Below are 19141 nucleotides of genomic sequence, written 5' to 3'. Positions count from 1 at the left end.
CAGATTTAGTCAATTTTTTCAATGATGATCAGTTCATTATGTACTTCAATTCGGGGCAACATTTTTGACCTAAACAGTTTAGCATTAATTTCTGCCATATAGTTTCTGTTTCGAACATTATGCGTTTCATCCAAAATCATGGTATTAAAAAGTACAAATCCTTTGTTTTTCAAAAGAGCACAAATTCGCTCGCTAAAAAAGCGTTCGAATAAAAAATTAGGCATTTTAATATCTTCAAAAACATCTATAATGATCAAATCATATTGGTTCTTCGTTTTTAAAACAAATTCGAAAGCATCATCGATAACAATCTCTAATTGCTTTATTTGATTAAGATTAAAGTACTCATTTGCAATTTGAATCATATCGGCGTCTATTTCCACTCCGGTAATTTTACCTTTATATCCAATCTCATCCACTAAGGTTTTAATCACACTTCCGCCAGCAACTCCCAACAATAAAATATGTTGCATATTAAGAATCGAGTTGTAACCAATATTACGAAGTCCGTATCTTAATATACGTTGCAAACTTCCATAAGAATAATTAGTGTTTTGCGAATCTAAAACCAACTCACCATTAGCCCAAGTAACTTCAATAATTTTGCTCCTAGCCGATTTTTTCTTGAATATTTTTATAGGAATCAGATAACTGAGTATTTTTTGCATCATTTTGTACGGCTTTTACTCAAATTTACATTTTAAATCTTTTATTTTGCAGTAAACATGGAATATTAATGAAGAAACAATTATACAAATTCATCTTTTTAAAGCTAATGGGCTGGAAAATAGTGGGTATTGAAAATGCTGAAGTAAAAAAATGTGTGATGATGGTGATGCCACATACGAGTAATCACGATTTTTATTTGGGAATTTTTACTCGTGGTATTTCTGGCGTGGAAATGAACTGGGTAGGAAAAAAAGAATTGTTCCGATTTCCTTTTGGCTACTATTTTAGAAGCGTAGGAGGTGAGCCTTTAGATCGATCAGGTGGTTTGAATAAAGTAGACTCTATTGCGGCTATTTTTGCTAGAAAGGAAGTTTTTCGTTTAGCTGTTGCTCCAGAAGGGACACGTAAAAAAGTGAATGAACTAAAATCTGGATTTTATTTTATCGCCCTTAAGGCAAATGTACCTATAGTACCGGTAGCTTTTGATTGGGGAAGAAAAGAAGTCAACTTAGGCAAGCCCTTTTTTCCAACTGGTGATTACTCTGCAGATTTATTGATTTTAAAAAATCATTACGAAGGGGTGGTCGGAAAAATACCAGAAAACGGATTTCAACTTTAATTTCTTGTTTTTTTTCATTTGCCTGAGAATCGCTTAAATGAAATTTATTTTTAAAATTCTTCAAAAACGCGCTAATTTTCAAATTACGGGATATACACCTTGAATGTCCCGTTTTTATAAAAAAAAACAATTTTCTCAATTTCGCTTTCTTGAGTGTTTGAATTTGAGTTTTTAGCCTCAGCTACATTTCTAACTTGTGGCTTTATTTCTTCCCTCAATGGAATTTCAGAAAACAGATCTCCTGCAACCAAATTTTCATTTGGTGAAGTAGGAGCAATCGGATTGACCATTTCTGAAATAGGACTTGTTTTTTCTACGGTACTTTCTTCACTTCGTTTAGGAAAACTTCCTTTACCTATTAATATCCAATAGAGATCTACCTCTGGGAAAACATCTAGAATTTTTAATACAAAATCTAAACTAGGTTTGTTTCTACCTGAAAGTAGGTGAGACATGCTAGAGCGTTGCACACCAATTTTATCGGCAAAAGAAGAAGCGTTTAAACCGTAATAATCCAGAATAATTTCTAATCGTTTTACAAAATCATCGATGTTTACCATTGTAAATTATTGTTATCAAATTGAGTGTTTACAAATGTAATTAAAAGGAATTGAATAACCTATTTTACAGTTGTAAATCGGAAATCGCTCACTAATTAATGTAATTTAAAACTAGAGGTAGTCAATTCCAACTATCTAATATATAGTAAATTGACTCTTAAGTTTAACAACGGTAACAATTGTTAACACTTTCCATTAAAAACACCTCTTATAAAGCTAAAAGGATGTTTACATTTCTAAATTATCTTAATTATTACTTGTTTACAATTGTAAAAATAAAGATGTTTACTTTTGTAAACTAATCAAAAGACAATGAATTTAGAAGAATTATTTAACCAATACAAGGAAGAATCAATATCAGGACGTTACTTGACTTTGGATCATATTGAACCTTTATTAGATAAAATTAATCAAAACGATCACGTTAAAATTATAGGTAAATCGGTTTTAGACAAACCTATATACAGTTACAAAATCGGTACAGGAGAAACCCGTATCTACCTTTGGTCACAAATGCACGGAAATGAAAGCACTACAACAAAAGCGCTTTTTGACTTCATCAACGTATTGAACAGTGGTTCAGATTTAGCAGAAAAATTACTTAAAACCTTTACTTTTTATGCTATTCCGATTTTAAATCCAGACGGTGCCACACTTTATACGCGTGAGAACGCTAACAAAGTAGATCTTAATCGTGATTCCCAAAACCTTACTCAACCAGAAAGCAAGATCTTAAGAGAGGAATTCGAGTCTTTCAAACCTCACTACTGCTTTAACCTACACGATCAACGTACCATTTTTGGCGCAGGGTCAACTGGAAAACCAGCAACTGTTTCATTCTTAGCACCTTCTTACAATGAAGCAAGAGAAATAAATGAAAACAGATTAAAAGCAATTAATCTCATCGCGGGTATTAATGATGTTTTACAAAAGTACATCCCTAATCAAGTAGGACGTTTCGATGATTCATTTAACCTCAATTGTATAGGGGATACGTTCCAATATTTAGGAGTACCGACCATCTTATTCGAAGCAGGTCATTTTGCGAATGATTACGAGCGTGAAATCACTCGAAAGTACATTTTCTTCTCGCTTGTAGCGAGTTTTAAGCTCCTTAGCGAAAACGATTTAGTTGGCAATAGAATTGATGATTATTTGAATATTTCACAAAATAAAGTCGTTTTTTATGATTTTATGTATAAAAATATCAAAATAAATTATGATGGTATTGAAATTATAACGAATTTTGCCGCACAATACAAAGAAGAATTGATTGAAAATAAGATTCAATTTAATGCTTACATAGTTCAAGTAGGCGAATTAGAAAATTATTTTGGGCATTACGAATATGATGGTAAAGAAGCTATTTATTCCGATGATCACAGTAACTTTCCGAAATTGAATCAAAAGGCAGATTTTTATTTAAATAAAAATGTTAAATTTGTTAACGGATTGATAAAAAGTTAATTTTTATGTGAATTTGTTGTTTTTTATATATATTTTTATACTTTGTAATAGCAATTAGTAATATTAATTAAAGAATTATGAGTAAATTTCGTTTAGATGAAGTAGATCACCAGATTTTAGATATGTTAATAGACAATACGAGAGTTCCGTTTACTGACATTGCGAAAAAACTATTGATATCTGCTGGAACAGTACATGTTAGAGTAAAAAAAATGGAAGACGCAGGAATAATAATGGGATCTTCATTAGCCTTAGATTATGATAAATTAGGGTATTCATTTATTGCTTATGTGGGTGTATTCCTTAACAATACGTCTCAAACTAAATTTGTATTGGAGCGAATCAATCAGATTCCATTCGTAACAGTAGCTTCTGTAACGACAGGGAAATTTAATATTTTTTGCAAAATTAGAGCAAAAGATACAAAACATGCAAAAGAGGTTATCTTCATGATTGATGATATCGAAGGCGTGTATAGAACAGAAACAATGATTTCTCTTGAAGAAAGTATCAACGATAAGAAGCGTTTGATGCATACTATTTTTAAAAATATGTAATTTTTTCTTGAATGCTATATCAAAATATAACCTCAAGTTTATTCTTGGGGTTTTTTTATGACTAATTAACCAACTACAACACGATTATGTACACGTTACCAAAAATTGAACGCTTTAATCAGGATGTTCTCTCAAAATACCACATTTATAATAGTGTTTTTATAACATTACCATTTGACTCTATTGACAACACAGGTGTACTACTGCCTTTGTTTACAGAGACTTGCGAAACAGGATTTAAAAAACAAGAAACACCAAAAGAGATTTTGGATTTCTTTTCTAATAAATTCTTAAATGACGCTTCTGAAACGGAAAAAATCGATTTAATGTTTCGATTTATTCAATACATAGAACGTCAAATTGTATTATTTGATGCCATTGAAGATGCTGCTTTTTCTTCCGTTAACAATATGGAAGGACGTGGTTCTTTACGCGATATTAAAGAAAAATCAGACGCTAAGGAAAAAGACGACGAACTAATTGAATTCCTAGAGAACTTCAATGTAAGAACCGTTTTAACGGCTCATCCTACGCAGTTTTACCCTGGTCCCGTTTTAGGAATCATTAACGACTTAACGGAAGCCATTCGCTCTAATGATTTATTGAAGATTAAAGAATTATTAGCACAATTGGGTAAAACACCATTCATCCAGAATGAAAAACCAAATCCTTATGATGAAGCGGTGAGTTTGATCTGGTATTTGGAAAATGTCTTTTATGCCACTTCTGGAGAAATTGTCCATTATTTACAAAAAAATATTCTGCAAGGAAAAGCCATCCAGAATCAATTAATCAAACTTGGTTTTTGGCCAGGTGGAGATCGTGATGGAAATCCTTTTGTCACTACAGAAATAACCCTAAAAGTAGCAGAGCGTTTGCGCACGTCTATTTTGAAGTGTTATTATGTTGAAATGAGAAATCTAAAACGAAAACTAACTTTCTCAGGAGTAGACACTTTAGTTGCTGAACTTGAACACAAGCTTTACCGTTCAGTCTTTTATTCAAAAGGAGAGATTTACATCACCTTGGAGGAATTACTGACACAATTAAATAAAATTCGCACTATAATTATTGAGAAACATCAGTCTTTATATTTGGATGAATTGGAAGCGTTTTTAGTAAAAATCAATTTATTCGGATTTCATTTTGCTACTTTAGACATTCGTCAAAACAGTAAAATTCATGATGCTGTTTTTAATGATGTGGTCAAGTTTTATTTGAATTCTGGTTCTAATATATTCCCTGCGAATTATTTTGAATTATCAGAGACCGAAAAATTAGTTGTTTTATCCAAGGTTAAAGGGCAATTAAATCCTGCTGATTTTAACGATGATATCACTAAATCTACTTTAGAATCTATTCAAGCTATAAAAACGATTCAAGAACGCAATGGTGAGTTTGGTGCCAATCGTTATATCATTAGTAATAATGAAAGCGCATTAAACGTAATGGAAACTTTTGCTATGATCCGTTTAAACGATTGGGAAAACCCAACTGTTGATATCATTCCGCTTTTTGAATCAGTTGATGATTTACAAAAAGCACATGAAATCATGGAGCAATTATATACTAATCCAGAGTACGCTGCACATTTACAAGAAAGAGGCAACAAACAAACCATCATGCTAGGATTCTCTGACGGAACTAAAGATGGTGGATACTTAATGGCTAACTGGAGTATTTATCAAGCTAAAATTGCCCTAACCGAAATGTCTAGAAAATATGGCGTAAAAGCTATTTTCTTTGACGGTCGTGGAGGACCTCCAGCAAGAGGTGGTGGAAAAACACATAAATTCTATGCTTCTTTAGGTCCAAAAATTGAAAATAACGAAATTCAGATCACAGTACAAGGACAAACGATTAGTTCAAATTTTGGAACTTTAGAGTCTTGTCGTTACAATATTGAAAACCTATTGACTGCAGGGGTAACCAATCAAGTTTTCAGCAAAGAGAAAAATGAATTAAGTGCTGATGAAACGCAAATTCTAACGCAATTGGCTGATTTAGGGTATGAGAAATACTTGAGTTTTAAAAATCATCCTAAATTCATCCCGTATTTAGAAAAGATGAGTACATTGAAGTATTACTCTAAAACAAACATTGGAAGCCGCCCCTCTAAAAGAAGCAAATCGGAATCTTTAGATTTTGCTGATTTACGAGCGATTCCTTTCGTAGGTTCTTGGAGTCAATTGAAACAAAATGTACCTGGATTCTTCGGAGTAGGAGCTGCTTTAAAACATTTTGAAGATACCAATCAATGGGATAAAGTACATGATCTCTATCACAATTCACTTTTCTTTAAAACGCTTTTAGAAAACAGTATGATGTCATTGGCAAAATCTTTTTTACCTTTAACAGCCTATATGAGAAAAGATCCTGAGTTTGGTGAATTCTGGCAAATCATCTACGATGAGTTCATGGAAACCAAACGTCTATTATTGAAAATCGCTGGACATAAGACCTTAATGGAAAATTATCCTGATGGTATAGCATCGATTCAAATAAGAGAGCGTATTGTACTGCCATTGTTAACAATACAACAATATGCTTTGTTGCGAATTAATGAATTAAACAAAGACAAAGCAGAAAACGAAGAGTTGATTAAAGTATATGAGAAAATCGTAACAAGATCACTTTTCGGTAACACAAATGCCAGTAGAAATTCAGCTTAAAAGTTCGATTTTTAAAAGTATAATATAAAGAGTAGGATATGAATTCAGAGCAATTATTAGAAAATGAATATTCAGGTGGTTTTGCAACTTATGTAAAAGAAGCTGGAAATATTAATTTGATCGAAGAATTAGAGATCTCTCTACATGATTTTATCAAGTTTGTTCAAAATATTCCCATGGATAAATTTGATTATCGTTATGCAGAAGGAAAATGGACGATCAAAGATATCATTCAACACCTAATGGATGCTGAACGTATTTTTGCATACCGTGCTTTGCGTTTTTCCAGAAATGACAAAACGCCGCTTCCTGGTTTTGAAGAGAATGATTATGTAGACCAAACCAATGCCAACAGCAGAAGTATCCAAAGTTTACTGACTGAATTTTCAGCGCTAAGACATTCTACTTTATTACTTTTTAAAAGTTTTTCAGATGAACAACTCAAAAGAATGGGAACCGCTTCTAATAATCAAATCTCTGTTCGTGCTTTGGGTGTGGTGACTATCGGTCATCAAAAACACCATCAAAAAGTATTTCAAGAGCGTTATCTGTAAAAAGGCTTCCTTTTTAAGTATAAAAAAATCCTGTGGAATTATAATTTCACAGGATTTTCCTTTTTATTTAAAGGTGAGAATTCTCTAGTTCACTTTTTATTTATTCCGCTCCACGATGGCCAAACCTAGTCTAATTTTTTCATACGACAACTTTTCTTTAAAATGGTCATAATACGGTTTTAAGGCCACTGGGTAATCTAGCTCAATTTGTGCTTTATGCAATTGCATGACTTCTTCTTTGGAAACAAATTGATCCAAATCAATATCATTTCCATCCACATATAATTTAGCCAAATGTGAGGTAATAGTGGAAACCCCTAACTTTCTTCTTTTGGCAATTTCGTTTAGAGGAAGACCGGTTTGAAAAAGATCTAAAGTCGTTCTGTAGGTACTACTTTCTTTTTTTGGTTTCGTCTTCGTTTTTTTTGCTTTCTCAAAGGCAATAATCGTTTTTATAAATTCGGGGCCATATTTTTCTAATTTTGCTTTCCCAACACCATCGATGGAAATCAATTCTTCATCGCTCATTGGTCTCAAACTTTCCATCTGTCTTAAAGCAACATCACTAAAAATAACATAAGCCGGCACTTCTTCTTCCTGCGCAATTTCATAACGCAGTTTTCGAAGTGTTTCAAAAAGGGAGTTTTTTGTGGATTTGACGGCCAACTCTTTCATTTCATCTTTGTCTACTGCTTTTTTCACAACAGCGGTCAATTGCACTTTTTCCCCTTCGAACAAAACTTTCTGGGCAAAAGAAGTCAATAGTATTTTATTATGCTGATGAAAGGCAATTTCCAAATAGCCTAGGTTAATCAGCTGAATCAAATACTGATTCCAGTCGTACCAGGAAATATCAGCGCCAATTCCGTAGGTTTTTAAGCTTTGATAATTTTTTTCGTGGATATATGCGTTTTTCGAGCCTCTTAAAAAATCAATAATAACCGCTAGGGGTTCCGACTGATCTAAACGACTAATTGCCGATAGTGCTTTTTGTGCGAGAATAGTACCATCGAAAAAAATCGGAGGATTTTTGCAAATATCACAATTGCCACAATTTTCCTTCACCAATTCACCAAAATAAGAAAGCAAAATTTTCCGTCTGCAACTCAGCGCATCGGCATATTGTTTCATACGCTCTAATTTGGCCAGCTGTACCTCTGAGTTCAACCCGTCAGAAGCGAATTTTTGAAGCTGAATAACATCTGCATAACTTTCAAACAAAACGGTTTCTGCTGGTAGTCCGTCTCGTCCGGCACGTCCAATCTCCTGGTAATAGCCTTCTATATTTTTAGGTAAATTATAATGAATAACCCAACGAACGTTAGATTTGTCTATTCCCATTCCAAATGCAATCGTAGCACAAACCACCTGACAATCATCATTTATAAACTCATCTTGGGTTTTAGAACGAATTTTATTATCTAAACCTGCATGATACGCTTTGGCATTAACGCCAATTTTTTTCAATTTCCCTGCTAGTTCTTCCGTCGTTTTTCGGCTCAAACAATAAACAATACCCGATTCATTTGGTTTCTTGGCTATAAAATCTACAATTTGTTTGACGCGATCCAACGCAGGTCGCACTTCAAGACTCAAATTTTTTCGATCAAACGAAGCCACAAAAGTTTTGGGATTTCTTAAATTCAATTGTTTGGTAATATCCGTACGCGTTGCTTTATCTGCTGTAGCAGTCAAAGCTAAGATTGGAGTAGAAGGGAAGCGACTTTTTAAATAACCTAAGTTAGTATAAGCTGGTCTGAAATCATGACCCCAAGAGGAGATACAATGGGCTTCATCAATCGCTATCAAACTAACAATTAACTCATTGAAAACAACATCTAAATAGGACAGGCTTTCTGGTGCTATATAAACCAGTTTAAAAGTATTGTTTTTTAAATTTTCAATATAAAACTGTTGCTCTTCGCTAGATTGACTGCTATTGATGTAACAAGCAGAGATCCCATTTGTTTTTAAACTATCCACCTGATCTTTCATCAGTGCAATCAAAGGGGAGATCACGATGGTGATTCCTGGCAAAATTAAGGCAGGCAATTGAAAACAAATCGATTTTCCACCACCAGTAGGCATAATAGCCAAAGTGTCCTGTCCCGAAAGTACCGTATTGATGATGGTTTCCTGATTGGGTCTGAATTTTTCAAATCCGAAATTTTCTTTTAATTGAGCGTGTAATGTTGCTGAATTCATTGGCCGGGTATTTTAGGAGAAACACTATACAAGGGTAACATTTTAAATCAATAAAAAAGGAACTCCAGTAGGAGTTCCTTTAGTTTATTTTGAACGAAATCAATTACTCTTCGTCGTCTTCATCATCATCTTCATCAGCAATATCCTCTTTGTCATGATCGTCATCTTCATCATCTCCACCATCAGTATCTGGCTTGTCAAGTGTGTCCTCATCCTCATCTTCATCAATTTCCTCATCAAGATCAAGTCCTTTTACCGGTACTATCGTATCAACATCTACGTCAATATCATCATCTTCATCGTAATTTTCAATTCTATCTGCAAGTTTAGTACTAATTTTTACTAAATAAATAGTATCCTCAGTACGAACTTCAACAGCCTCGATCAATTCGTTTTTAGCGTTTCTAAAACGGATCACGTCCGAATCATCATAACCATCAGGAAATTTTTCTACTAAAAGGTTTAAAATTTCATTGGTAAGTTTAGCGTAATCAACTATAACTCTTTTCATAAATTATATTATAAATCTAATAAATAAGCAAAAATTAACGGTGCCACAATTGTTGCATCCGATTCAATAATAAATTTTGGAGTTTTAATATCTAACTTACCCCAAGTAATTTTCTCATTCGGAACTGCTCCAGAGTAAGAACCATAACTAGTTGTTGAATCAGAAATTTGACAGAAATAGCTCCAAAACGGGATGTCATGCATTTCCATATCTTGGTACAACATAGGCACCACGCAGATTGGAAAATCTCCAGCAATACCACCACCAATTTGGAAAAATCCAATACCATTAGTGCTATTCTTTGGATACCAGTCTGATAAGAATACCATGTACTCAATTCCAGACTTCATAGTAGAAGCTTTTAAATCACCTTTAATTACGTATGAAGCAAAAATATTCCCCATTGTACTATCTTCCCATCCTGGTACGATAATAGGCAAGTTTTTCTCCGCTGCAGCGTACATCCAGCTATCTTTTAGATCTATTTCGTAGTATTCTTCTAGAACACCAGATAACAACATTTTATACATGAATTCATGTGGAAAATAACGTTCTCCTGCATCATCAGCATCTTTCCAGATTTTATAAATATGTTTTTGCAAACGACGAAACGCTTCATGCTCAGGAATACAAGTATCAGTTACACGATTTAATCCTCTTTCTAGCAAAGCCCATTCATCCTCTGGCGTTAAATCACGGTAGTTAGGTACTCTTTCATAGTGAGAGTGCGCAACTAAATTCATGATATCTTCTTCTAGATTGGCTCCGGTACAAGAAATAATCTGTACTTTATCTTGTCTAATTATTTCGGCAAAAATTTTACCAATTTCTGCTGTACTCATAGCGCCAGCCATACTTACCATCATTTTTGCACCATTTGCCAATTGTTGTTCGTATGCCTTAGCAGCATCAACCAACGAAGCAGAGTTAAAGTGTAAATAATGTTTTTCAATAAATTGACTGATTGGTCCTTTCATTTTCTTCTATTTTTTTTTTGTTTTTTTTTTGAATTAAAAGTTTTTACCTCTTTTAAGATGTTATGCAAATTAATAATTTTATAGCTAGTAGCTTTTCAATTTGCAGCTTTTTTTTATATTTTTTTTGTATACCCTAAAATCTTTAAAACATCGTCAGAAGTTTGCTGTTCTGAGAAAACTTCAGTACCAATAATACCGTTTTCGTCTCGATCAATTAAGATATGTTTAGGTTGCGGAATTAAACAGTGGTGCAACCCACCGTAACCTCCAATGGTCTCCTGGTATGCTCCTGTATTAAAGAAACCAATATACAAGGGTTTTTCCTTATTATATTTCGGCAAATAAATCGCGTTCATATTTTGCTCAGAATTGTAATAATCATCACTATCACAAGTCAAACCTCCCAATAGAACCCGCTCGTAGGTATCATTCCAACGGTTTATGGCTAGCATAATAAAACGTTTGTTTATCGCCCAAGTGTCTGGTAAAGTGGTAATGAATGAAGAATCAATCATATTCCATTTTTCTCTGTCATTTTGTTGTTTTTGATACAAAATCTGATAGATCGCTCCACCGCTTTCACCTACTGTAAAAGATCCAAATTCAGTAAAGATATTTGGAACATCCACTTCAGCTTCATCACAAGCAATTTTAATTTGATTGATAATTTCATCAATCATATATTGGTAATCATATTCAAATGCTAACGAGTTTTTAATCGGAAAACCACCTCCAATATTCAAACCGTCTAGAGTAGGACATTCCTTTTTAAGGGCAATGTATACTTTAATACACTTTACCAACTCATTCCAGTAATAAGAGGTATCGTTGATTCCAGTATTGATAAAAAAGTGAAGCATTTTAAGCTCTAACTTATCATTTTCCTGAATTTGTTTTTTATAAAACGAAACAATATTTTTATATCCAATACCTAATCTTGAAGTGTAAAACTCAAATTTAGGCTCTTCTTCAGCAGCAATACGAATTCCAATTTTGAATTTCCCTTTAATTTCTGCTTGAAGTAAATCAAGCTCTTCATAATTATCAATAATTGGAATAGTGTTTTTATGTCCGTTATTGATTAATCGTGCAATATTAGTGATGTATTCATCTCTCTTAAATCCATTACAAATCACATAAGTACTTTTGTTGATTTTACCGTTTTCCAACAAATTCTCAACGATATTGATATCAAAAGCAGATGACGTCTCTACGTGTATGTTATTTTTAAATGCCTCATTCATGATGTATTCAAAATGAGAACTCTTAGTACAATAGCAATAATAATATTTCGCTTCGTATTTATTCTTCTCCATCGATTTTCTGAACCAAGCTTTTGCCTTGTTGATATTGTTCGAGATCTGTGGTAAATAAGTAAACTTTAATGGTGTACCATATTGTTCAACCAACTTCATCAAATCGATATTGTGAAATTGTAAGTTGTCTTTATTTAATTTGAATTCTTCTTGTGGGAAATAGTAGGTTTGATTGATTAAATCAGAATATTTAGTATTCATTTATTTGTGAATGTTTTAAGTGATATTTTAAATTTAGTAAACGGTGCTAAATCTAAAAATCATACCCTGATATTGGCAAATCTAATTTCCAGTTTTTCATGTTCTGCCTTCGAATATTGAAAAACATCAAAACAAAACGGACCTTTACTATTATAAAAACGATTCAACATCCTTAATAAGGAACTATTGAGGCGGTTTCTATAAGAGCTAAAACGTCTTTGACTAGTGTTTGTTTTCATGCGGCAAATGTAAAAAATAATATATACCCAATGCAATGCTTTTTATTAAAAAAAGTTTAAGATTTATAATCCTGAAACGCGTCTAGAATCAATTTATTTTCAACCGATTGGTTAATTTTAATCTTTCCGATGCCTTCGATTAACGCAAATTGAATTAAACCGTATTCATTTTTTTTGTCGTGAATCAGCAATTCTAAGATCGGATCGATGTCACTTTCTTCAAACTTCACATCATCATAAATACCTTGAATGGCTGTCTTAATTTCTGTATACTCCCTCTGAGAGATTAAATTTTTATGCAAAGAGATATAACTTTCCAAAATCATCCCAATGGCAATCGCTTCTCCGTGCAATAATGTTTTTTTAGTTTCGCTTTCTAAAAAGTAACTTTCTATAGCGTGCCCCAAAGTATGGCCAAAATTTAATGCTTTTCGGATGTTTTTTTCTGTTGGATCCTGCATCACAATTTCGTTTTTAATTTCAACAGAACGATAAATTAACTCATCAAAATCTGCATAATCGATTGCCGTTAAATCTAAAAACTGTTTCCAATACGCAGCATCGTAGATCAAACCATGCTTGAGCATTTCAGCCAAACCAGAACGCATTTCACTTTGTGGTAAGGTTTCAAGGTATTGTGTATCTATTAAAACCATTTGCGGTACGTTAATAACCCCAATTTGATTTTTAAGATTTCCAAGATCCACACCCGTTTTTCCACCCACTGAAGCGTCTACCATAGACAATAGAGTAGTGGGTATATGTATAAAATCGACTCCACGTTTAAAAGTAGAAGCTACAAATCCTCCTAAATCAGTCACAACACCACCACCCAGATTAATCACCAGTGATTTTCTATCAGCACCTAACTCTGTAAGTACATTCCAGATTTGAATACAAGTTTCAATATTTTTATTAACTTCTCCTGCTTCAAATTCAATAATTTCGATAGCTAAATCCGTTTCAAGTAAGGGTAAAAGCTTAGGCAAACAATGCTCATTTGTTTCGTTATCTACTATAATGAACAAATTAGAGTATTTATTTTCTTTTAAATGTGTATTTAAAGCTCCGTAAGCATTTTCATTAAAATGAACGAGGTAATTATTGGCTTGAATAGATTGCATATTTCTGTAGTTAATTGAAAGCGCAAAATAAGGCATTTTTCACTAAATAATATTCAAACTTTTGGTCTAATTTGTTTTAAAACATATCAAACTAGAGAAGTTTAGCTCCAATTGTTTTAAATTTTGAAAGTCTACCTTTTTTAGAAAGGACTAAACTCTGGCTTAATCCATTTCTCATATTTGACAATTCTAGTTAGTGATATTCAAAAATATGATATCATTTAGTAAACAATATTCAAAACTCTCTCTATATTTGCATAAAAAACTGACCTTAATGGAAAAAATATTCGATAACACTCAAGTTGCATTTTCGTTAAAAAGCGATACAGAACTTGATAGAGCTTACTTTCTTTTTAAAATGATCGACAGTCAACCCTTGGTAAGAATAGGGACTGCTGTTACAAATTTTGCCATCAAAGCAAACCTTCCCGTAGAAGGATTAATTCGTGCAACTGTATTTGACCATTTTTGTGGTGGTGTAAACGAAGACGACTGTATTACAGTAGTGGATAAAATGTTCACTAAAGGAGTTTCCTCTGTTTTAGATTATTCTGTTGAAGGAAAAGAAGAAGAAGAGCAGTTTGATGCTGCCTTAGAAATGACTTTAAAAACGATAGAATTTGCAAAAGAGCGTTTAGCAATTCCATTTGCCGTTTTTAAACCAACTGGTTTTGGCCGTTTTGAATTATATGAGAAATTAGGAGAGAAACAAACTTTAACTGTAGCAGAACAGGCAGAGTGGGATAGAGTAGTGGCTCGTTTTGATCAAGTTTGTAGCGAAGCACACAAAAAAGATGTGGCTTTATTAATAGATGGTGAAGAAAGTTGGATGCAAGATGCCGCTGACGAATTGGTTACCGATATGATGCGTAAATACAACAAAGAGAAAGCCATTGTTTTTAATACCTTACAAATGTACCGTTGGGACCGTTTGGACTATTTAAAACAATTACATGAAATTGCTAAAAAAGAAGGCTTTTTTATTGGAATGAAATTAGTTCGTGGTGCTTATATGGAAAAAGAAAACAAAAGGGCTGAAGAAAAGAATTACGTTTCTCCTATTTGTGTATCTAAAGAAGCTACTGATATCAATTATGATGCTGCTGTGCAGTATATGTTAGAGCACTTAGAGATGATGTCTATTTTTGCAGGAACTCACAATGAGTTGAGCTCTTATAAATTGATGGAAATGATGCAAGAGAGAGGAATCGAAAAGAACACCCCTAAAATTTGGTTCGGTCAATTGTATGGAATGAGTGATAATATCAGCTACAATTTAGCTGCAAACGGATACAACGTTGCTAAATACTTACCATTTGGCCCCGTAAAAGATGTTATGCCGTACTTGATTCGTCGTGCTGAAGAAAACACTTCGGTAGCTGGTCAAACTAGCCGCGAATTATCGATGATTAAAGCAGAGCGTAATAGAAGAAAAGGAAAATAGTTTTTGACCTCAATCTTCGATTAATATAAAAATGCCCCCAAATAGTAATTCACTTTTTGGGGGCATATTATTTTTATTGATGTTTATTTACACCATCTTGTTTAGAAAGAAACTTGGCATTGTAACACAACCATTCCTAATCGGTCTGTTTGTGCGTATTTTGTTGTCGCTACTGATTTATCAAAAATAGCTCTATTTTGATAATTGATACTGAACTTAGGACCAAAAGTACCAGTTGTATAATAGTTCGCTCCTAATTCATACATGGTCATCGGCGTATCTAAAGCTTCTAAAGCAGCAATCTGAGTCGCTGCATACGGCTGAAAACGTCCTTTATTGGCTCCGTCAGCTGATTTTTTAAACAAATAACCCACTTGTGCATAATAGATATTTCCGGTACCCACACCAATAAAGCCATTTCCAGAACCATTCAAAAGTGTATTGTCTGTTATAGCAGGATTAGGTACTGAAACGGGCTGAATATAATTCTTACCATAATCAGCATTATTGTAAGCAGCATAAGCCGTAATAGCAGAACCATCGGTACCTATTGGACTATCGTAGAAAACATCAAAACCTAAAACTTTCATATCATTATACGCAACCGTTGCCTCCGGAGTAGAATGCCACATCGCTTTAGCTTGTGTTAAATACCCTAATCCTAAATTAAATACCTTCTTTGTTCCTAAGTATGTTCCTTTATGGTACGCATCTTCACTTGATTCTTTCTCTAAGAAGTTATAGGTCAAAATCCCAGAATACTGGGCTCTTGGCGTTTCTGTACTTAGTGTTGAATTGGCTCCGAAATTATTCGCTGAATTTCTATACGGATTGGTAATGGCAGCACGATAATTAAATTTTCCTAAGTCTCCTTTAGCATATATACTTAAATTTCTATTCCCAAAAGTTGATGACGTATTAATAACTTGTTGATACATTGGCGTATCTAAAGTAAGTTGAGCTGAAGAGCTATTTGAAGAATAACGCGTTGTTCCAGATCCCCATGAAGTTAGACCTCCACCAATATGCAGCTTTTTACTAAAATGATATTCCCCTACTGCATCTAAAATAGAAAGAGGTGCATTAGAAGGACCAGCATTTTGCTGAAAATTAATATTATTCTGACCCAATTGAAGATGAAAGAAAATATTCTCTGTCAACATTCCCATAGCCTGTAAACGCAAACGTCTGATGACAATATCATAGGCTTCATCTACCTGAGTAGTTCCAATTTTACTTCCTGGATTTAATTCTGAATATCTTCCCCAAACCTGAAGATTCATTCCGAATTTAATATACTGTGAACCGTCTGGTTTTAAATTTACGACGTTAAAAGGTTTTTCTTGCCCAAGGACACTACATACGTTTAACATTACTAACACTGCCGCTAGAATGCTTTTCTGCAAAGATTTGTTCATTAAAAAAATAGTTGTTTATGATTGTTTTAATTAAGAATTGCTAAACTGAAGATTACTCAAGTTTTTATAAGTTCCGTTTTCAAGGTTAATTAATTCCTGATGGGTTCCTTCCTCGGTAATCTTTCCGTTATCTAATACTAAAATTTTATCCGCGTTTCTAATAGTGGATAGACGGTGCGCAATAATAATACTCGTTCTTCCTTCCATTAAAACCTCTAGAGCTTCCTGAACTAATTTTTCACTCTCACTATCTAATGAAGATGTAGCTTCATCCAAAATCAAAATACTTGGATTTTTAAGCAAGGCTCGTGCGATAGCGATACGCTGACGTTGTCCTCCCGATAATTTGATACCACGTTCCCCAACCAAAGTTTCGAATTTCTCAGGAAAACCTTCAATAAAGTTCAATGCATTTGCTTGTTTGGCTGCTAGCATAATTTCTTCGTTTGTGGCTTCAGGTTTTCCGTAGGCAATGTTTTCTTTTATGGTTCCACCAAATAAGATAACATCCTGAGGTACGATGCTCATATTACCACGAAGATTTTCCAATTCGTAATCATAAATATTTTTTCCATCAATGATAATTTCCCCAGAAGAAATATCATAAAAACGTAGTAAAAGAGAAGATATCGTCGATTTTCCAGCTCCGCTCGGCCCAACAATGGCAATTTTTTGACCAAATTCAGCACTAAAGTTTACATTCTTTAAAACCTCAATTTCTTTACGAGAAGGATAACTAAAAGCTACATTCTTAAATGTAACGTTTCCTTTGATTTTTTGGGTTGAGATTTTTGAAGTCGAATTGATCTTTTCAGGAACCTCTTCTAATAACTCAAAAACACGCTCGGTTGCCCCAACCGCTTTTTGAATCTGAGCATACATCTCAGCGATACCTCCGAAAGAAGCACCAATAAATGTCGTATAAAGCACAAATGAAATTAAATCTCCAACACCTTGTACCTCTCCTTTAATAGTCAAAGTAATACCGTACCAAACTACCGCTACAACACAACCAAAAAGACAAAGGATAATAAAAGAAGCGAAATACCCACGGTATTGACCACCCTTGATGGCTATTTTAACAATTTCTCTAATTTTGCTTTTGTAACGTTCGATTTCGTACCATTCGTTTGCAAATGCTTTTACATTACTGATTCCTTGTAATGTTTCTTCCACAATAACTTGACTTTCTGCTACTTTGTCTTGTGTTTTTTTACCGTACTTGCGAATAAATCTTCCAAAGATTACCGCAGCTACAGCCACAATAGGCACAATAGCCAACATCATTAAAGTTAGTTTTGGACTAATATTTCCTAGAATAATAAAACCGCCAATAATTAGAATCAATTGACGAAGAAATTCGGCAATGGTTGTGGTAAAAGTGTCTTGTAATTGTGAGATATCTGCACTGATTCTACTATTTAATTCACCAACACGCTTTTGTGAGTAAAATGACATTGGCAATTTTACCAAATTTTCATATAAGGCAAAACGAATGTTTGATAAGGAATTCTCTGTAAAGTTCACAAAAAGAGAAATTCTGAAGAAAGAAAAAATAGCTTGCAATACAAGTATTCCCATAAGGGCTATCGCAATCTGATTTGCTTTATCTAAATCTTTGTTGGTCACGCAATCAACCAACATCCCCATTAACTTTGGAAAGGCTAGGGCAGTGGCACTAGTTAGCAGTAAAAAAACAAGCCCCACAAAAAACTTCCATTTATGGTTTTTACCGTACTTAAATATTTTCAAAGCTTTTTGTAGTGAATTGGAATTCAACTTCGCTTTTGGTAAATCATTCTCTTTATATCTTGCCATTTGTATATACAATTAAGGTTTGCAAATGTATGACTATAGCCAGTGAATACAAAAGAATATTCCAAATTAGGCCTCAAGTTTAAGATTTGAAAGAAAAATTAAAAAAAGAGCTGCTTTTTCATTAATATTAAAAAGCTGTAAAAGAGATCAGTAAGTAAAATCGGTAAAAAATATTTCATTTTTTTTCAAAATACCCTTGGAAATACGAAATCTAGCTGTATATTTGCACTCGCAATCACATATGATAGCAACCTAGTAAAATAGGGCGATTAGCTCAGCTGGTTCAGAGCACCTCGTTTACACCGAGGGGGTCGGGGGTTCGAACCCCTCATCGCCCACCAGGAAACTCCTTAAGAAATTAAGGAGTTTTTTTTTGGTCTTTATCGTACATTCATTTGGCAGCCGTCACAACAGCAAGTGCGTTCAATTTTCTGTTTTCTGGTCTGAAATACCAAGATATAACAGTTAAAATCAACAACAAAACAGGTCCGAATAATTCTTTAACATCATCCGAAATGGCTAAATGAGAAAAAACAGCTCCCGACATAGCAAAAAAGAAGCCTGCATAAGCCCATTCCTTTAGCAATGGAAATTTAGGAATAAGCACAATTACAACACCTAATATCTTCCATATGCCAATTATTGTTAAGAAATAAAGCGGATACCCCAAATGTGCCATCATATCTGAATACTCTTTCAGCTTTAATAATTGCACCAAACCAGTTGACAGCATTCCTAATGCTAACCAGAGCGTAGCAATCCAATAGATAATTTTAATTCTTTTTGTCAT

Annotated in this window: 16 protein-coding genes and 1 tRNA gene; 7 read left to right on the top strand and 10 right to left on the bottom strand. The window is 33.7% G+C overall.

Features of this window, described 5'->3' with window-relative positions:
- Window positions 1-5: 5 nt before the first annotated feature.
- Complete coding sequence (locus AC51AA_RS03575) at window positions 6-671, bottom strand: spermidine synthase (protein ID WP_500704369.1); 666 nt, start codon at window positions 669-671, stop codon at window positions 6-8.
- 65 nt (window positions 672-736) lie between these two features.
- On the opposite strand from AC51AA_RS03575, the gene AC51AA_RS03570 reads away from it, so the two are divergent.
- A complete protein-coding gene (locus AC51AA_RS03570; protein WP_500704368.1) occupies window positions 737-1288 on the top strand; it encodes a 1-acyl-sn-glycerol-3-phosphate acyltransferase in 552 nt (183 codons plus the stop codon).
- A gap of 83 nt (window positions 1289-1371) precedes the next feature.
- Here AC51AA_RS03570 and AC51AA_RS03565 read toward each other — a convergent pair whose 3' ends face one another.
- On the bottom strand, window positions 1372-1848 hold the full coding sequence (locus AC51AA_RS03565; protein ID WP_500704367.1) for a helix-turn-helix domain-containing protein: 477 nt from the start codon (window positions 1846-1848) through the stop codon (window positions 1372-1374).
- Window positions 1849-2160: 312 nt separating this feature from the next.
- On the opposite strand from AC51AA_RS03565, the gene AC51AA_RS03560 reads away from it, so the two are divergent.
- From AC51AA_RS03560 to AC51AA_RS03545, 4 genes are all read left to right on the top strand, one after another.
- Window positions 2161-3315 carry a M14 family metallopeptidase gene (locus AC51AA_RS03560; protein ID WP_500704366.1) on the top strand — a complete coding sequence of 385 codons (1155 nt, stop codon included), beginning with the start codon at window positions 2161-2163 and terminating at the stop codon, window positions 3313-3315.
- A 77-nt stretch (window positions 3316-3392) separates the two neighbouring features.
- Window positions 3393-3872, top strand: coding sequence for an Lrp/AsnC family transcriptional regulator (locus AC51AA_RS03555; RefSeq protein WP_007805990.1), 480 nt, complete (start codon window positions 3393-3395; stop codon window positions 3870-3872).
- A gap of 86 nt (window positions 3873-3958) precedes the next feature.
- The gene (locus AC51AA_RS03550) at window positions 3959-6544 is read left to right on the top strand and encodes a phosphoenolpyruvate carboxylase (protein WP_500704365.1); all 2586 of its coding nucleotides are present in this window, start codon (window positions 3959-3961) and stop codon (window positions 6542-6544) included.
- 38 nt (window positions 6545-6582) lie between these two features.
- On the top strand, window positions 6583-7098 hold the full coding sequence (locus tag AC51AA_RS03545) for a DinB family protein (RefSeq protein ID WP_500704364.1): 516 nt from the start codon (window positions 6583-6585) through the stop codon (window positions 7096-7098).
- A gap of 96 nt (window positions 7099-7194) precedes the next feature.
- Here the strand turns inward: AC51AA_RS03545 and recQ are convergent, their stop codons facing one another.
- The 5 genes from recQ to aroB form a co-directional block, all read right to left on the bottom strand.
- Window positions 7195-9303 carry a DNA helicase RecQ gene (gene recQ, locus AC51AA_RS03540; RefSeq protein WP_500704363.1) on the bottom strand — a complete coding sequence of 703 codons (2109 nt, stop codon included), beginning with the start codon at window positions 9301-9303 and terminating at the stop codon, window positions 7195-7197.
- Window positions 9304-9406: 103 nt separating this feature from the next.
- Window positions 9407-9814 carry a DNA primase gene (locus AC51AA_RS03535; RefSeq protein WP_500704362.1) on the bottom strand — a complete coding sequence of 136 codons (408 nt, stop codon included), beginning with the start codon at window positions 9812-9814 and terminating at the stop codon, window positions 9407-9409.
- Between the two features lie 8 nt (window positions 9815-9822).
- Window positions 9823-10791, bottom strand: a complete 969-nt coding sequence (locus AC51AA_RS03530) for a deoxyhypusine synthase family protein (RefSeq protein ID WP_500704361.1) — start codon at window positions 10789-10791, stop codon at window positions 9823-9825.
- 113 nt (window positions 10792-10904) lie between these two features.
- Window positions 10905-12308: a type III PLP-dependent enzyme domain-containing protein gene (locus AC51AA_RS03525; RefSeq protein ID WP_500704360.1), complete on the bottom strand. Its 1404-nt coding sequence runs from the start codon at window positions 12306-12308 to the stop codon at window positions 10905-10907.
- Window positions 12309-12603: 295 nt separating this feature from the next.
- Window positions 12604-13671 carry a 3-dehydroquinate synthase gene (gene aroB, locus AC51AA_RS03520; RefSeq protein WP_500704359.1) on the bottom strand — a complete coding sequence of 356 codons (1068 nt, stop codon included), beginning with the start codon at window positions 13669-13671 and terminating at the stop codon, window positions 12604-12606.
- 274 nt (window positions 13672-13945) lie between these two features.
- On the opposite strand from aroB, the gene AC51AA_RS03515 reads away from it, so the two are divergent.
- A complete protein-coding gene (locus AC51AA_RS03515) occupies window positions 13946-15115 on the top strand; it encodes a proline dehydrogenase family protein (protein ID WP_500704358.1) in 1170 nt (389 codons plus the stop codon).
- Between the two features lie 101 nt (window positions 15116-15216).
- On the opposite strand, the gene AC51AA_RS03510 is transcribed toward AC51AA_RS03515, so the two are convergent.
- Together AC51AA_RS03510 and AC51AA_RS03505 are read right to left on the bottom strand one after the other, a co-directional pair.
- Window positions 15217-16533, bottom strand: a complete 1317-nt coding sequence (locus tag AC51AA_RS03510; RefSeq protein ID WP_500704357.1) for a porin family protein — start codon at window positions 16531-16533, stop codon at window positions 15217-15219.
- 30 nt (window positions 16534-16563) lie between these two features.
- The gene (locus AC51AA_RS03505) at window positions 16564-18351 is read right to left on the bottom strand and encodes an ABC transporter ATP-binding protein (protein ID WP_500704356.1); all 1788 of its coding nucleotides are present in this window, start codon (window positions 18349-18351) and stop codon (window positions 16564-16566) included.
- 263 nt (window positions 18352-18614) lie between these two features.
- Between AC51AA_RS03505 and AC51AA_RS03500 the strand changes: the two genes are divergently transcribed.
- A tRNA-Val gene (locus AC51AA_RS03500) sits at window positions 18615-18692 on the top strand.
- A gap of 50 nt (window positions 18693-18742) precedes the next feature.
- Here AC51AA_RS03500 and AC51AA_RS03495 read toward each other — a convergent pair.
- Window positions 18743-19141: a DoxX family protein gene (locus AC51AA_RS03495; protein WP_500704355.1), complete on the bottom strand. Its 399-nt coding sequence runs from the start codon at window positions 19139-19141 to the stop codon at window positions 18743-18745.

The sequence above is a fragment of the Flavobacterium sp. OHVDL-2026-0007 genome (assembly GCF_059882335.1).
Note: the sequence above shows the minus strand (reverse complement) of the source record. Positions and strands in the feature narration are given on the sequence as shown.

Coding starts and splice junctions, on each gene's coding strand:
- AC51AA_RS03575 (WP_500704369.1), bottom strand. CDS start 671: ATGATGCAAAAAATACTCAGTTATCTGATTCCTATAAAAATATTCAAG.
- AC51AA_RS03570 (WP_500704368.1), top strand. CDS start 737: ATGAAGAAACAATTATACAAATTCATCTTTTTAAAGCTAATGGGCTGG.
- AC51AA_RS03565 (WP_500704367.1), bottom strand. CDS start 1,848: ATGGTAAACATCGATGATTTTGTAAAACGATTAGAAATTATTCTGGAT.
- AC51AA_RS03560 (WP_500704366.1), top strand. CDS start 2,161: ATGAATTTAGAAGAATTATTTAACCAATACAAGGAAGAATCAATATCA.
- AC51AA_RS03555 (WP_007805990.1), top strand. CDS start 3,393: ATGAGTAAATTTCGTTTAGATGAAGTAGATCACCAGATTTTAGATATG.
- AC51AA_RS03550 (WP_500704365.1), top strand. CDS start 3,959: ATGTACACGTTACCAAAAATTGAACGCTTTAATCAGGATGTTCTCTCA.
- AC51AA_RS03545 (WP_500704364.1), top strand. CDS start 6,583: ATGAATTCAGAGCAATTATTAGAAAATGAATATTCAGGTGGTTTTGCA.
- recQ (WP_500704363.1), bottom strand. CDS start 9,303: ATGAATTCAGCAACATTACACGCTCAATTAAAAGAAAATTTCGGATTT.
- AC51AA_RS03535 (WP_500704362.1), bottom strand. CDS start 9,814: ATGAAAAGAGTTATAGTTGATTACGCTAAACTTACCAATGAAATTTTA.
- AC51AA_RS03530 (WP_500704361.1), bottom strand. CDS start 10,791: ATGAAAGGACCAATCAGTCAATTTATTGAAAAACATTATTTACACTTT.
- AC51AA_RS03525 (WP_500704360.1), bottom strand. CDS start 12,308: ATGAATACTAAATATTCTGATTTAATCAATCAAACCTACTATTTCCCA.
- aroB (WP_500704359.1), bottom strand. CDS start 13,671: ATGCAATCTATTCAAGCCAATAATTACCTCGTTCATTTTAATGAAAAT.
- AC51AA_RS03515 (WP_500704358.1), top strand. CDS start 13,946: ATGGAAAAAATATTCGATAACACTCAAGTTGCATTTTCGTTAAAAAGC.
- AC51AA_RS03510 (WP_500704357.1), bottom strand. CDS start 16,533: ATGAACAAATCTTTGCAGAAAAGCATTCTAGCGGCAGTGTTAGTAATG.
- AC51AA_RS03505 (WP_500704356.1), bottom strand. CDS start 18,351: ATGGCAAGATATAAAGAGAATGATTTACCAAAAGCGAAGTTGAATTCC.
- AC51AA_RS03495 (WP_500704355.1), bottom strand. CDS start 19,141: ATGACAAAAAGAATTAAAATTATCTATTGGATTGCTACGCTCTGGTTA.